Here is a 14,910-nt window from a genome sequence, read left to right on the forward strand (position 1 = left end):
TACATGAAACGGCTGGAGTCGATAGCCTGGGGCTATGACGCTTCAGCAGCTCGCGTACTTCCTGGCAGTGGCCAGGACGCTCAACTTCACCAGGGCCGCCGCCGAAGCGCGTGTGGCGCAGCCCTCGTTGAGCAAGCAGATCCGCGTGCTGGAATCGGAGCTGGGGTCGGCGCTGTTCACCCGGACGCCCTCGGTCGCCCTGACTCCCGCGGGCGCGGCGCTGGTCCCCATCGCCAGCCGCATCTTGTCCGATGTGGACTCAGCACGGCTGGAGGTCGCCGAGCTGGCCGGGCTGCGGCGCGGGCGCATCCGGCTGGGCGCGACGCCGAGCCTGTGCGTCGGGGTGCTGCCCGCGGTGCTGCGCGCCTTCCACGACGAGCACCCCGGGGTGCGCCTGCGGGTGCAGGAGAGCGGGTCGGGGGACCTGACCGCGGCGCTGGTGGCCGGTGAGCTGGACCTGGCGCTGGTGATCGTGCCGCCGCAGGGCGTCGACCCGGCGCTGCGGGCCATCCCGGTGCTGCGCGACGAGCTGGTGGTCGCCTCCGCCGAGGAGCTGCCGGAGCGGATGCGGGTGGCCGACCTGCGCACCCGGCCGATGGTCATGTACCGCGAGGGCTACGACCTGCGCGAGACCACGCTGGCGGCGTGCCGCTCGGCGGGGTTCGAGCCCGCGCTGGCGGTCGAGGGCGGTGAGATGGACGCGGTCCTGCGGTTCGTGGAAGCCGGGCTGGGGGTCGCGGTGGTGCCGCGCCTGGTGCTGGCCGACCGACCGCGCCTGCGCTCGGCGGCCCTGGCGGGCATGCGGCGGACGGTGGCCATCGCCCACCGCAGCGACGCGCCCCCGACCTCGGCGGCGCGGGCGTTCCGGGAACTGCTGCTCGCCCACGTCGGCTGAGCTCACCAGGACTCGGGCGGCTCCACGAAGGCCTTGCCGACATCGCGGACCAGCGCCATCGCCTTGCGCGCCCACTGCGGGGTCGCGCCCGCCAGCCCGCACGCCGGGGTCGGCACGGCGCGCTCGGCGAGGGTGGCGCGGGGGAAGCCGAGCCGGTCGGCCAGGCGCAGGGCGGGGTCGGCGGCCTGGCGCAGCGTCGGGGGGCGCTCGGGGGTGGCGCCGGGCAGGACGCCGAGGAACAGGACCGCGCCGGACTCCCAGGTCTCGCCGATCTCGTCCAGCGTCGCCGCGGTGAACGGCAGGGTGGCGTCGAAGGCGATCGCGTCGGCGCCCGCCGCGCGGATCAGCGCCAGCGGCGGGGCCGAGGCGCAGCAGTGGACGACGACGGCGGTGCCGGTGGCGGCCTTCGCGGCGTCGACGAGGGCGGCGAGCACCTCGCGCGCCTCCGGGGCGGCGACGGCGGGAACGGTGCCGTAGCCGGAAGGGGTGGGGACCGCGCCCGCGAGCACCGACGGCAGGCCGGGCTCGTCGAACTGGACGACGACCCGCGCGCCCGTCCGCCGCTTCACCTCGGCGACGTGCAGCGCGACGCCCTCGGCCAGCGACTCGGCCAGGTCGCGCAGGGCGCCCTTGTCGGTGACCACCCGGTGCCCGCGCGGCAGCTCGATCCCGGAAGCCAGCGTCCACGGGCCAGTCACCTGGAGCTTGAGCACCGGCGGCGCCGCGCCCGCTTTCCCGATCGCCTCCTCGACGGCGTCGAGGTCGCGCCGCAGCAGGTCGACCGCCACGCGGTGGTCCCGCCCGGGACGCGCGGTGATGCGGTAGCCGGAGGGCACCAGCTCCACGGCGAAGTCGACCAGCAGCGCGGCGGCCCGGCCGAGCATGTCGGCCCCGAGCCCGCGCGCGGGCAGCTCAGGAAGGTGCGGCAGCTCCGGCAGCTCGCCGAGCACGACGGCGGCGGCCTCGACCGGCTCGCGACCGGGCAGCGACCCGATGCCGGTCGCGGCGCCCGGGACCCAGGGTGCGGCGCTCACCGGGGCAGTCTCGCAGGCGGCGGCGGGTGGGTGGTCACCGGTGCGGCAGAGTGGGGGGCATGGACGTCGTCGCAGCGGCTCAGCGCATCGCACCGCACATCCGCCGCACCCCGGTCTTGCGCGCCGAGGTCGACGGCAGGCCGCTGGTGTTCAAACTGGAGCACCTTCAGCGCACGGGCTCCTTCAAGCTGCGCGGGGCCCTCAACGCGCTGCTCGGCGGGCCCGTCCCCGAGCACGTCGTCACCGCGTCGGGGGGCAACCACGGGGTGGCGGTGGCGACGGCGGCGCGCCTGCTCGGCATCCCGGCCACCGTCTACGTGCCGACCACGGCGCCGCAGGCCAAGGCGGCCCTGATCGCGGCGGAGGGGGCGAAGCTGGTCCGCGTGGGCGACACCTACGCCGAGGCCAACGCCGCCGCCCGCGCCGAAGCCGGCCACTACGTCTCCGCCTACGACGACCCGCTGGTGGTCGCGGGCCAGGGCACCTGCGCGGCCGAGGCGGTCGCCGACGCACCCGACATCGAGGTGTTCGCGGTCGCCGTCGGCGGGGGCGGGCTGGCGGCGGGCACGGTGCTGGGCGGCGGCAGGCCGGTCGTCGCCGTCGAACCCGAGGGCTGCTGCGCCCTGCACCACGCCCTCGCCGCGGGGGAACCGGTCGACTCGCCGGTGAACTCGGTGTGCGCGAGCGCCCTCGGCGCGACCCGAGTGGGCGAGACCCCGTTCGCCGTCCTGCGCGGCTCCCGCTCCGAACTGGTCACCGACCCCGAAACCCTCGCCGCCCGCGACCGCCTGTGGACGGAATTCCGCATCGCCGTCGAACCCGCCGCGGCCGTCCCCTTCGCCGCTTGGCTGGCCGGCCGCATCGACGGCCTGACCTGCGTGATCCTCTGCGGCGCCAACTCCGACTGGACCCCCACCCCGCGCTGACCCGCCGGGCGTCGACTCCACGACGGTGCGCTCTCGGCGCCGATGTCGAGCATCCGGCCCCCCGCCGCCAGGTTATGCCGCCGAGGCTGAGAGGCGCACCGTCCCCTGTCACCGCTGTGGACAGCCCCGACCAGGTCTCGACAGCCCAGGTCCAGACAGCCCTGGTCTCGGCAGCCCTCCTGGTCTCGCCCGCGCAGGTCTCTGCCACTCGGTGCCGGTTTCGCGCACCCCTCACTCCCCTTCGAGTGTATACACTCAATGTATAGTCACCCGCCAGGGTCTCCTACCATCGGGGTATGCGGTCACGACCAGCGGTGATGCGCTCCCACGCCGTCTTGGCGGCGTTCATCGCGCTCGCACTCGCCGTCGCCACGGTGCTCGCCGAGACGGCCGAGCCGCTCTGGGCGCTGCCGGTCCTGCCCGTGCTCGCCGCCCTGCTCGACGGGGTCCGGTGGACGCCGCTGGCTCGGCTGCGGGTCGTGCAGGTGGGGGCGATCGGGCAGAGCACCGCGGTGATCGCCGAACTCGTCCATGCCCCGACAGCGGTGACGGCCGCGGGCGCGGTCCTGGTGGGCCTCGCCGCGGCCGTCACCGGCTACGGGGTCGGGAAGTTCAGAGGCTGACCGTCGCCGGGGTCGGGGACTCGGCGTAGAGGTCGTCGATCTCGTGGCTGTACTTCGTCGCGATCGGCTTGCGGCGCAGTTTGAGGGTGGGGGTCAGCTCGTCGCCGCCGGGCTCCCAGGCCGAGGTGAGGATGCGGAAGCGCTTGACCTGCTCCACCCTGGCCAGCTTGCCGTTGCCCTCGCGCACCGCCGCGGCGACCATCGCGCGGACCTCCTCGTGCTCGGCGATGGCCGCGGGCGCCGCGGCGATGCCGAGCGTGCCCGCCAGGCCCGCCGCGGCGTCGGCGTCCAGCACGACGAGGGCGGTCACGTACGGGCGGTCGTCGCCGATGGCCACGACCTGGCCGATGACCGAGCTGGCCGCCTTGACCGCGTTCTCGATGTTCGTCGGGGACATGTTCTTGCCCGACGCGTTGATGATCAGCTCCTTCTTGCGGTCCACGATGGACACGAAGCCGCCCGCGTCGATCACCCCGATGTCGCCGGTGTGCACCCAGCCGTCGCTGTCGATCGTCTCGGCCGTGCGCGCCGGGTCGGCGCGGTAGCCGCGCATCACCGAGTCCGAGCGCACCAGCAGCTCGCCGTCCTCGGCCAGGGCGACCTCGGTGCCGTGCACCGCGACGCCCACCGAGCCCAGCTTGACCTTGCCCGGCCTGCACGCGGTGCCCAGGCCCGCGGTCTCGGACATGCCCCACACCTCGTAGACCGGGATGCCCAGGCCCCAGAAGAACTCCATGGTCTCCACCGGGATCGCCGCGGCGCCGGAGACGGCGACCCTGGCCTCGTCCAGGCCCAGCTTGTGCCGCAGCTTGGAGAGCACGAGCTTGTCGGCGACCTTGTGCTTGATCTTCAGCAGGCCGGGCACCGGCTTGCCCTCCAGCGTGAGCTTCACGTGCTGGATGCCGGTCTGAATCGCCCACTTGGCGATCTTCTGCTTCTTCTCCGGCTCGGCGGCCAGGCCGGTGTCGATGGCCAGCTTGAACTTCTGCCACACCCTCGGCACGCCGAAGAACACCTGCGGGTGGCAGTCGGCCAGGCCCGCGGCCAGCTGCTTGGCGTCGCCGACCGAGGTCACCACCGAGCCGAACAGGATCGAGCTGTAGTGCGAGACCACCCGGTCGGCGATGTGCGCCGACGGCAGGAACGAGAGCACCTTGTCGCCGTGCTGGATGTCGAAGGCGTCGCGCACCGCGTCGGCCACCGCCAGCACGTTGCGGTGGGTCAGCTCCACGCCCTTGGGCGGGCCGGTGGTGCCGGAGGTGTAGATGATCGTCGCCACGTCCTCGGGCTCGACGGCCTTCCACGAGCCCTCGAAATCGAAGTCCGCCGCGCCCCCGGCCTCCAGCTCGGCCAGCGACATCGTCCCCGCCACGCCCGGCTCGACGCAGACGATCCGCACGTCGGCCCCGGAGGCCTTGACCGCGGGCAGGAACTGCTCCTCGGTGATCACCACGGAGTTGCCCGCGTTGGCGAAGACGTAGGCGAGCTGCTCGGCGGCGAGGGTGTTGTAGACGCTGAAGGGCACCGCGGCCAGGTGCAGCGCGCCCGCGTCGACCACGTGGAACTCGGGCCGGTTGGCCAGCATGATCCCGACCGTGTCGCCCCGGCCGACGCCGAGCGCGGCCAGACCGGCGGCGACGGCACGCGCGCGGTCGGCGTACTCCCGCCACCTCAGCGACACCGCGTCGCCCGGGGTGCGCAGCGCGACCAGGTCCGGCTGGCGGGCCGCGATGTCCTGGAACGCTGAGCACAGGGTGTTGGGAGAACTCATCACGGCGCCTCTCGGGGGGTGGGTGGATCAGGTGGCGTGGGTCACGGCACAGAGGGGTGATCGTAGGTAGCGCCCCGAACGCGTGTCTACGGGCCTTCCGCCCGGATTGCGCGGTTCAGCCCGAGCCCAGGCAGACGAACGGCCTGCGGTAGGGGTCGGCGGCCACCGCCTCGGCCAGCGCGCGCGCCGGGCCCAGGCCCGCCTTGAGCCGCTGGTGGTAGTCGACCATGGCGGTGGCCGCGGCCTCGTCGCCGACCCGGCTGGTGGCGGCCACGACCGTCGGCACCCCGGCGGCCAGCAGCGCCCCCGCGTAGCCCAGCGCCTCGTCGCCGGGGCGCACGTAGCTCAGCGCCAGCTCGCAGGCGGCCAGCACGACCTGCCGCGGCGGGCGCTGGAGCCGGGCGACCTCGTAGGCGAACAGCGGGCCGTCGGCCAGCTCCAGGCGGGAGAACAGCGCGTTGGTCGACTCGTGCTCGCCGTGCGCGGCCACGTGCGCCAGCGCCGCGCCGTCCAGTACGGACAGCACGTCGGCCACGGTCGCCCGGTCGCCGTCGATGTCGACCGCGTCCGGGTAGATCCCGCGCAGCGACGCGCCCTCGGCCACCCGGCCGGTCAGGCCGGGTCCGCGCGCCAGCAGCACCCGCGCCGACGGCGCGGCGGGCGCGGTCGCCGCGCTGTGCCAGGCCGTCGCCGACGGCGCGACCACGACCGGCCTGCCGACGAGCGAGGGCAGGCTCCCCCACTGCACCGCGTACAGCTCGCCGGTCGGCACCACGACGAGGTCGCGCTCGCCGATGACCGACAGCAGCGGGCGCACCAGCAGCGCGTCGAGCCGGGCGGCGCTGCGCACCGCGCAGTCGCGCACCACGGCCGCGATGGGCGGAGGCAGCACGTCGGGGGCGAGCGCGTTGAGGTCGTTGTAGAGCCGCGCCGCCCACTCGGCCGCCTCGGCCATCGACCCGAGCCGCACCAGCCTGGTGACTCCGTCGGCGATGACCACGGCGACCAGCTCGCCGTCGGAGGCGGCGAACTCGACCAGCGCGGCATCGCCCAGCGCGGCGGCGACCTCCTCCAGCGAGGCCACCGGGCGCGGCCTGCCCCACGGGCTGGCGTACCAGCCCAGGCGCACGACCTCGCGCTCCAGCGCGGCGGTCTGCTTCTCCAGCGCGCCCGCCGAGCGCCCGGACAGCCGGGCCTGCTGCGCCTCGCGGCGCTTGCGGCGCAGTTCGGCGGCGGTCTGGGCGATGCGCGGGTCGTCGATGTCGGGCAGCGGCTCGTAGCGGTAGACCTGCGCGCGGGTGCGCTCCAGCCAGTCGAACAGCGCCCTCGGCCGCCCGCGCAGGGTCAGCTTCACGGCGAGTTCGCCGAGCTGCCTGCCGTGCACCGCGGTGCCGCACACCAGGTCGAGCCCGCCCATGCGGTCGCGGGCGGTGCCCAGCTCGGTGAGCCCGGAGCGGGCCTGGGCCAGTGCGCGCCTGCGGTTGCTGTCGGCGACGGCCAGCTCGGCGCGGCACAGCCGCAGCAGCATCCGGTGGTCCACCGGCGTGGTCGGGCGCGGCCGGGGCACCTGCGCCAGCAGCGAGCGCGCGGCCTCCCGGTCGCCGCGGCGCAGTTCCAGGCGCACGGCGAGCATCAGCGCCAGCGCGGTCTCGTCCACCAGGCCGAGGCCGCGCAGCTCCTCGGCCAGCTTCACCGCCACCGCGGGCAGCGCCGGGGGCACCCGGCCAGCCGCCAGCGCCGCCGCGGTCTCCGCGCGCAGCCCGGCGAGCGCGGCGACCGCAGCCCACCGCTGGTTTCCCCTGCGGATGAACCGCCGCTCGGCCGAGCGCGCCCACCGGCGCGCCTCGCGCACCCGGTCGCTCAGCAGCGCCGAGGCGGCCAGCGTCACCTCGACCTCGGCGGCGTCCTGCCCGGCGCGCTGCTTGCGCAGCATCGGCAGCGCGTCCTGCAGGTGCCGGGCCGCCTCCTCGGGCAGGCCCGCGGCCAGCAGCGCCCGCGCCTGGTCCAGGCGCACCACCGGCAGCAGGCTGGGCGAGCGCGCCTGGCACTCGTGCGCGGCCCGCTCGAAGTCGCGCAGCGCGGTCGGCAGATCCCCGATCAAGTAGGCGATGTAGCCGATGTTGTGCCGCGCCTTGATGCCGACCGCGCTCAGCTCGTAGCGCTCGGCGAGGTCGACGCTGCGCCGCAGTTCCGCGACCGCCCCGTCGGTGTCGGCGCGGTCCATGAGCACGAGGCTGCGGTTGATGTGCAGGCCCGCCAGCACGTCCGGGTCCCCGACCCCCTGCTCGAGCCCGGTCTCCAGGTGCCGCACCGCCGAGTCCAGCAGCAGCATCCCCTCGCCGCCGCGGCCCGCGCGGACCAGCAGGAACCCGCGCTGCTGCTCCACCAGCCCCTGCAGCTCCAGCCGCAGCGGCCCGACCGCGAGCTGCTGGATCAGCTCCTGGGCGATGTCCAGCGACCCGAGCCGCACCCCGGCCTTCTCGGCCTCGGCGTAGGCCAGGCTGACCAGCACCCGCACGCGCATCGCGGTCAGCTCGGGATCACCGGTGTGGTCGACGCTGTCCAGGGCCGAGAGCGCCGAGCGCAGATCCGTGCGCGCGTCGGCGAAGCGGTAGTCGTGCACGGCGTGCCGGGCCCGCAGCTGGAACCGGCCGGCCCGGCGCAGGACCCGAACGCGGATGCTGGCCACGGCTCACCACAGTACGGTCATCGCGGCCCCTGACCTATGGCCGGTCGTTGATCAGTGATCACCGTTCACGTAGAACCAGGTCCCCGCCGCGCGCTGGAAGCGGCTGCGCTCGGTCTGCACCCCGGAGCGCCCGCCGTCGCGGTAGTGGGCGCGGAACTCCACCTCGCCCTGGGAGTCGAACGGGCCGCCGCCGACCCGGTCGAGGATCTCCAGCCCCGTCCACCGGCGCGCGGGGTCCAGTTCCAGCGACGGCGGACGGGTGCTGGCGTGCCAGGAGGCCAGCAGGTACTCGGTGTCGCCCACGGCGAAAGCGCTGTAGCGCGAGCGCATCAGCGCTTCGGCGGTGGTGGCGCGGGCGGTGCCCGCGTGGATGCGGCCGCAGCAGTCGGCGTAGTCGCCCATGCCGCAGGGACAAGGCTTGCTCACGGCCGCATCCTCGCAGCAGCTACCGGCGCCAGCCCAACTCGGTCAGGTGGACGTCGACCTCGGCCAGCGCGGCGCCCGCGCGCAGCGGGCGCTCGGTGACGTCGGCCGGGTCGGGGCGGTCGGCGAGGCGGTCGGCGAGCAGGCCCGCGATGACCGGGGTGGCGAAGGAGGTCCCGGCCCACACGGCGAAGCCGGTGGTGAGGTCGTCGCCGTCCGGCCCCGATCGGGTGAAGCCGCCGTTCTCCACCTCCAGCATCCCCGACGCCGAGCCCTGCCACAGCGGCACCGTCGACACCAGCGCGTTGCCCGGAGCCCAGCGGGTCACCCAGTCGCCGTCGTTGGAGAACGCCGCGACGGTCTGGCCGGAGGCGTTGAGCGCGCCGACGGCGACCAGCAGCGCGTTGCCGTCGTTGCTGCCGTCGGCGTTGAGCGCGTGCGCGGCCGGGACGAACGGCCGCCCCGTCGCGTCGTTGCCCGCGGCGGCGACGACGGTGACGCCCAACTCGGTCAGCTTGCGGACCGCCTCGGCGAGCAGGTAGCCGGTCTGGGTGTCGTCGGCTTCGGGGTAGAAGCCCAGCGACATCGAGACGACGTCGACCAGCTTCTCCGGCGTGCCCTCGTCCAGGGCCTTCTGCACGCGCAGGCGCAGCCACTCCAGCGCCAGCAGCACGATCCGGTCGGTGGTGACGCCGTCGGTGTGCAGCACCCGCAGCGACAGGATGCGCGCGTCCGGGCAGTTCTGGTGCACCAGGCCGGTGACGAACGTGCCGTGGCCGCTGTGCGAGTCGGTCAGGCCCAGCAGCGGCTGCACGACGTCGCGCTGGTCGTTGGGCGAGGCCAGCGACGGACCGGGCTGGTGCCCGCTCGCGGCGGCCAGCGCGGCCTCGGAGTCGGCCAGCAGCTGCTGGAAGTCCGGCGCGATCTCCACGACCGGGTCGGTGGCCAGCTCGCCGATCGGCAGCCACGGGTGCTCGCCGATGCCGGTGTCGAGCACCGCCACGACCGGGCGCCTGCCCGCGCCGATGTCGGCGGTGTCGCGGCGGCGGGGCCGCGGGGCGAAGAGGCGCACCGGGTTGCGGCTGCCGGTGGCCAGCGGCAGCCCGGCCGGGCCCTGCCCGTGGCCGAAGGGCTGTCCGTGCCCGAAGGGCTGGCCGTGGCCGAACGGCTGACCGTGGCCGAAGGGCTGTCCGTGTCCGAACGGGGTGCCGTGCAGTTCCACCGATGCCGCCTTCGCCAAGTGCTCCAGTCCGATGCCGAGGGTCTCCTTCTCGCCGAGCTTGCGGCGCAGGCGCACGAGCAGGGACCACGGGTCGGGCATCTGGTCGAGGATCGAGTCGTCGCTGAGGCGGATCAGCACCGAGACGGGCAGCTCGCCGGACAGCCGCGGCAGCAGCTCCCGCCAGCGCTTGGTCTCGGGCACGACCGGTTCCAGCACCACGCCGATCGGGGAGAGCACGTCGTTGAGCCGGGCCAGCGCGTCGGCGTCGCGCACGACGCGCAGCGGCACCAGCAGGCTGTCGCCCCGGTAGAAGGTGGAGCCCGGCCTGGTCCCCTCCGGACCGGGCAGGGCGCACGCCGGGTCGAGGACGCGGGCGCGGTGGCGCTCCAGCAGCGCGACCGCCGGGCCGACGGGAAGGCGGGTGCCTTCGCCCGGCGGGCAGTCCTCGTCGATAGCCGGTCCACCCTGCGGGCCCATCGTCACCATCGCCCCACCCTTCGTGACGTTCTGTATCCAAGTCGTGGATTGTGCTGCCATTGGTAGTAGAGCATCCAGCGACACGTCAGATACGTCGGTCTTCATAATTGCTGCGTAACGGGGTGACGTGAAGTCACTGTGGGGTAATGACAGCTACTTTGCGTAGATCATGACTTGGCGGCGACCCACTAATGGCCGCAGCGGACGGTGACCGGAATCAGGTGGCCGCGGCGACCGTGGAGCGGATTGTGGCACTGCCGAGCACGACGTCCCCGCCCGCGTCCTCGCGGTACAGAACCACCGCCTGCCCAGGGGCGACGCCGCGCAGCGCGGCGCTCGGCCGCACGACGAGCGCGCCGTCGCGGACCTCGGCGGTGGCCGGGCTGGTGCCGCCGTGCGCGCGCACCTGCGCCACGCACTCGACCACCCCGGCGAGGGGTTTCCCGTTCGGCCAGATCACCCGATCGGCGATGATCTCCCCCACGCCGAGCCGCTCGGCCGGGCCGACCTTCACCGTCCCGTCGACCGGCTCCAGGGACAGCACGTAGCGCGGGCGGCCGTCCGCGGCGGGCCGATCGATGCCGAGCCCGTGGCGCTGCCCGACGGTGAAGCCGTGCACGCCGGTGTGCGCGCCCAGCACGGCGCCGGTCTCGGCGTCGACCAGCCGGCCCGGCTTGGCGCCGATGCGCGACTCCAGGAACGCCTTGGTGTCGCCGTCGGGGATGAAGCAGATGTCGTAGCTGTCCGGTTTGTCGGCGACGGCGAGCCCGCGCTCGGCGGCCTCGGCGCGGATCGCGTCCTTGGTGGAGTCCCCGACCGGGAACATCGCGTGGCGCAACTGCTCGGGCGTCAGCGACGCGAGCACATAGGACTGGTCCTTGGCCGCGTCGGCCGAGCGGCGCAGGACGCCGTCCTCCAGGCGGGCGTAGTGCCCGGTGCAGACCGCGTCGAAGCCCAGCGCCAGCGCCTTGTCCAGCAGCGCCTCGAACTTGATGCGCTCGTTGCACTTCAGGCACGGGTTGGGCGTGCGGCCCGCGGCGTACTCGGCGACGAAGTCCTCGATGACGTCCTCGGTGAAGCGCTCGGCGAAGTCCCACACGTAGAACGGGATGCCGAGGATGTCGGCGGCGCGGCGCGCGTCGTGGGCGTCCTCGACGGTGCAGCACCCGCGCGAGCCGGTGCGCAGCGTGCCGGGCTTGGCCGAGAGCGCCAGGTGCACCCCGACGACGTCGTGGCCCGCGGCCACGGCGCGCGCGGCGGCAACCGCTGAGTCGACCCCGCCGCTCATGGCGGCCAGCACCCGCATCAGAACTCCCCCCTGCGCAGCCCGGCCAGCCCGGCGTTCTGGGCGCGCTCGACCACCGGGCCGATCGCGGCGGCCAGCGCGTCGACGTCGGAGCGGGTGGAGGTGTGCCCGAGGGAGAAGCGCAGCGATCCGCGCGCGGGCTTCGGGTCCACCCCCATGCCGAGCAGCACGTGGCTGGGCTGGGCCACCCCGGCGGTGCAGGCCGAGCCAGTGGAGCACTCGATGCCGCGGGCGTCGAGCAGCATCAGCAGGCTGTCGCCCTCGCAGCCGGGGAAGCTCAGGTGCGCGTTGCCGGGCAGCCGCGACGGGCCGCCGTCCATGTGCGTCTGGCCGGGGTCTCCGTTGAGGACGGCGCCGGGCACGGCGGCGAGCACCCGGCGCACCAGCTCGTCGCGCAGCTGCTCCAGTTCCAGGGCGCGTTCGGCCCGTTCGGCGGTGGCGACCCGGATCGCGGCGGCCAGCGCCACGATGGCGGGCACGTCGAGGGTGCCGGAGCGCACGTCGCGCTCCTGGCCGCCGCCGTGGGCCAGCGGCACGCAGGCCACGTCGCGGCCCAGCAGCAGCGCGCCGACGCCGTAGGGCCCGCCGACCTTGTGCCCGGAGACCGTCAGCGCGCTCGCGTTGGAGTGCGCGAAGTCCACCGGCAGCGATCCGACGGCCTGCACGGCGTCGGTGTGGAACGGGATGCCGAACTCCGCGCACGTCTCGGCCAGCTCGCGGACGGGGTTGACGGTGCCGACCTCGTTGTTGGCCCACATGACGCTGACCAGCGACACGTCGTCGGGGTTCTCGGCGATCGCGGCGCGCATGGTGTCGTCGTGCACGCGGCCGAAGTCGTCGACCTCCAGGAAGGTGACCTCGGCCCCGGCGTGCTCGCCCAGCCAGTCCGCGGCGTCGAGCACGGCGTGGTGCTCGATCGCGCCGATGAGCAGCCGCTTCTTGCCGCGCCTGCCCCAGTGCACGCCCTTGATGGCGAGGTTGTCGGCCTCGGTGCCCCCGGAGGTGAACACGACCTCGCTCGGCCGCGCCCCCAGCGACGCGGCGATGGACTCCCTGGCCTCCTCGACGGCGCGCCTGGCCCGCCTGCCCGAGGTGTGCAGCGACGACGCGTTGCCCACGGTGGACAACGCCCCGGTGAGCGCCGCTGCCGCCTCCGGCAGCATCGGCGTGGTGGCCGCGTGGTCGAGGTATGTCATCGCGCCACCAGGGTAACCAGGGCGGCGCGCGGCTCGGGGCTCAGCACCCCACTTGCAACACCGCGCGCACGCTCTGTGTTCCCACCCGGGTTCCCCTCCGGGCTCCGATCAGTCGCGAGCACGGGCGAACAGCGCGACGCCGGTCGCGGCGACGGCCGCCATGACCAGGTTGATCAGGACGATCGCCGTGGTCGGGTCCTCCGGCGAGGCCAGGGCGGCGAGCAGCACGCCGCCCGCGCCGACCAGCACGCCGCTGAACACCATGTCCGAGACCTGCAAGGCCGAGGAGGCGAAGCCACGCTCCCCTTCGGGCGCGTACCCCAGCGCCAGGACGTTGACGGCCGGGAACGCCATGCCCATCCCCGCCCCCGCGATGAGCCACCACAGCGACGCCGTCCAGGCCAGCGGCCAGTCCGGGGCGATCAGCGCCATGCCCGCCAGCCCGACCGCGAGCAGCGCGAACCCGGTGCGCACGAGCACCAGCCTCGGCAGCTCCACCCGGCCCTGCCACCACGACGCCGCCGACCAGCCCAGCGCGCCGACGGTCAGCGGCAGCCCGGCGAGCGCGGCCGAGTAGCCGTGCACCGAGGTCAGCGTGAGCGGGACAAAGGCCTCAACCCCGAAGAAGGCCCCGGCGAACATGCCGCGGGCGAGCACCACCCTCGGCAGACCCGAGCGGGCGCGCAGCGTGCCCTTCGGCAGCAGGACGAGCAGCGCCGGGGCCAGCGCGGCGATGCCGAGCAGCCCAAGCCACAGCGTGGAGTGCTGCACTCCCCAGGTCAGGGCCGCGATGCCGAGACCGGCCGCCACGGCGGCGACCGGCAGGCCGCGGCGGGCCGGGCCCGTCGCCTGCTTCGGCTTGGGCAGCGCGCGCAGCGCCGGGAACAGCAGCACCACGCCCAGCAGCGCCAGCGGCGCCAGGCCGAGGAACACCCACCGCCAGCCGACGGATTCGGTGGTCAGTCCCGCCGCCGTCGGCCCCACGATCGACGGGATCACCCAGGCGGCGGCGAGCAGGCCGAACATCTTGGGCCGCTGGCTCTCGGGGTAGATCATCGCGATGAGGACGTAGATCGCCACGACCTCCGCCCCCAGGCCGAGCCCCTGCAGGAAGCGCGCCGCCAGCAGCGTGGCCATGTTCGTCGCCGTGCCCGCCACGAGCAGGCCGACGAGGAAGACCGCCGGTCCGACGAGCAGCACCGGGCGCGGCCCGATCCGGTCGGCGACGCGGCCCGCCATGACCGTCGACATGACGCTGGCCACCAGGAACATGGTGAACGGCCACGAGTAGAGGTGACCGCCCTGCAGCTCGGCGAGCATCCTCGGCATGGCGGTGCTCACGCCCAGGTGCTCGAAAGCGCCGATGGTGATCAGCAGCAGCACGCCGACGGTGGTCGCGCGGTTCTGCTTGCCCCACAGCGGGTTCTCGGCGGAATCGGGGTCCGGGTCCGCCTTCGGCTCAGGCGCGGTCGTGGTCACCGGCCCATCGTGCACTCTCCACCGCGGTCGAGGTCCAGCCCTTTCTCGGCGCGGGGATCCTCACCCGCAGCCCCAGCGCGGTGCGCGTGGCGGATTCGGCGAGCGCGGCCAGCGCGCGCCGGTCCGCGGCGCGGCCGGGCGCGATCTCCGGGCCCACCCTCAGATCGACGTGCAGGCCGCGCAGCCGCACCACCCGGCGCACCGAGTCGATGAGCGTCTCGTCGCCGATGAACGACGGCGCGGCCGTCTCCCGTCCGCCGGGCAGGTGGTAGCGCAGCGCCAGCGGGCGCACCGGCACGCCGGCGTCGATGGCGGCCTGGAACACCGCGGGCTTGAACCGGCCGATGTCCTGGCCGCACCACGTGGTGCCCTCCGGGCAGGCGTAGACCATCGCGCCCGCGCGCAGCGCCGCCGCCAGCTCGGCGACCGACCCCGGCAGCCCGCGCAGGCTCGCCCTGTCCAGGAAGACGGTGCCCGCCCCGGCAACCAGCGTGCCCAGCACCGGCCAGGCGCGCACGTCGGTCTTGGCCATCGCGCGCATCGGCCGCACGGCGTAGACCGCGGCGACGTCCAGCCACGAGATGTGGTTGCTCACCACCAGCATCCCTCGGCCCGGCGACCTCGGCAGCTCGCCGGAGACGGTCAGGGTGATCCCGACGGCCCGCAGGACGCCCCGGAACACGGTCCTGGCGACGGCGTCGCGCCCCCGCCGGCCGATCAGCGGCAGGAACGGGGCCGTCAGCAGCGCGCCCAGCAGCACGCCGGTCACGGCCACCAGCCGCAGGGCCGCGGCGCTCCGCCCGACCGCGGGCTCGCCGCCGTCCAGGCACTTCGGCCCGCACGGCGAGGCGGGGAAGTAGGCGTGCACG

12 protein-coding genes are annotated in these 14,910 nt (G+C 74.6%); 3 read left to right on the forward strand and 9 right to left on the reverse strand.

The features are described from left to right. Nucleotides 1–34 precede the first annotated feature (34 nt). On the forward strand, nt 35–895 hold the full coding sequence (locus ACFPM7_RS04035; RefSeq protein ID WP_378243939.1) for a LysR family transcriptional regulator: 861 nt from the start codon (nt 35–37) through the stop codon (nt 893–895). 2 nt (nt 896–897) lie between these two features. On the opposite strand, the gene ACFPM7_RS04040 is transcribed toward ACFPM7_RS04035, so the two are convergent. Next, the gene (locus ACFPM7_RS04040; RefSeq protein WP_378243941.1) at nt 898–1,929 is read right to left on the reverse strand and encodes a methionine synthase; all 1,032 of its coding nucleotides are present in this window, start codon (nt 1,927–1,929) and stop codon (nt 898–900) included. Nucleotides 1,930–1,988: 59 nt separating this feature from the next. On the opposite strand from ACFPM7_RS04040, the gene ACFPM7_RS04045 reads away from it, so the two are divergent. Then, on the forward strand, nt 1,989–2,855 hold the full coding sequence (locus tag ACFPM7_RS04045) for a serine/threonine dehydratase (protein WP_378243943.1): 867 nt from the start codon (nt 1,989–1,991) through the stop codon (nt 2,853–2,855). A 296-nt stretch (nt 2,856–3,151) separates the two neighbouring features. After that, the gene (locus ACFPM7_RS04050) at nt 3,152–3,478 is read left to right on the forward strand and encodes a hypothetical protein (RefSeq protein WP_378243945.1); all 327 of its coding nucleotides are present in this window, start codon (nt 3,152–3,154) and stop codon (nt 3,476–3,478) included. Here the strand turns inward: ACFPM7_RS04050 and ACFPM7_RS04055 are convergent. The 8 genes from ACFPM7_RS04055 to ACFPM7_RS04090 all read right to left on the reverse strand — a co-directional run bounded on the left by ACFPM7_RS04055 (nt 3,468) and on the right by ACFPM7_RS04090 (nt 14,909). Continuing rightward, nucleotides 3,468–5,249 (reverse strand): AMP-dependent synthetase/ligase, encoded by a 1,782-nt coding sequence (locus tag ACFPM7_RS04055; RefSeq protein WP_378243947.1) that lies wholly within the window; start codon nt 5,247–5,249, stop codon nt 3,468–3,470. The two genes, ACFPM7_RS04050 and ACFPM7_RS04055, sit on opposite strands and share 11 nt — an antisense overlap. Nucleotides 5,250–5,364: 115 nt before the next feature. Further along, nucleotides 5,365–7,938, reverse strand: a complete 2,574-nt coding sequence (locus tag ACFPM7_RS04060; protein ID WP_378243949.1) for a CHAT domain-containing protein — start codon at nt 7,936–7,938, stop codon at nt 5,365–5,367. Between the two features lie 51 nt (nt 7,939–7,989). Continuing rightward, on the reverse strand, nt 7,990–8,340 hold the full coding sequence (locus ACFPM7_RS04065; RefSeq protein ID WP_378244995.1) for a YchJ family protein: 351 nt from the start codon (nt 8,338–8,340) through the stop codon (nt 7,990–7,992). Between the two features lie 43 nt (nt 8,341–8,383). Beyond that, nucleotides 8,384–10,069, reverse strand: coding sequence for a S8 family peptidase (locus ACFPM7_RS04070; RefSeq protein WP_378243951.1), 1,686 nt, complete (start codon nt 10,067–10,069; stop codon nt 8,384–8,386). Between the two features lie 208 nt (nt 10,070–10,277). Beyond that, entirely contained in the window at nt 10,278–11,366 is a 1,089-nt protein-coding gene (gene mnmA / locus ACFPM7_RS04075) for a tRNA 2-thiouridine(34) synthase MnmA (protein WP_378243953.1), read from the reverse strand. Continuing rightward, on the reverse strand, nt 11,366–12,562 hold the full coding sequence (locus ACFPM7_RS04080; RefSeq protein ID WP_378243955.1) for a cysteine desulfurase family protein: 1,197 nt from the start codon (nt 12,560–12,562) through the stop codon (nt 11,366–11,368). Before ACFPM7_RS04080 ends, mnmA begins: the two co-directional genes overlap by 1 nt. 108 nt (nt 12,563–12,670) lie before the next feature. Further along, entirely contained in the window at nt 12,671–14,041 is a 1,371-nt protein-coding gene (locus tag ACFPM7_RS04085) for an MFS transporter (RefSeq protein WP_378243957.1), read from the reverse strand. Continuing rightward, the gene (locus ACFPM7_RS04090) at nt 14,022–14,909 is read right to left on the reverse strand and encodes a lysophospholipid acyltransferase family protein (protein WP_378243959.1); all 888 of its coding nucleotides are present in this window, start codon (nt 14,907–14,909) and stop codon (nt 14,022–14,024) included. Before ACFPM7_RS04090 ends, ACFPM7_RS04085 begins: the two co-directional genes overlap by 20 nt. Nucleotide 14,910 lies beyond the last annotated feature (1 nt).

The organism is Actinokineospora guangxiensis, from assembly GCF_042657845.1.
Classification (GTDB): domain Bacteria; phylum Actinomycetota; class Actinomycetes; order Mycobacteriales; family Pseudonocardiaceae; genus Actinokineospora; species Actinokineospora guangxiensis.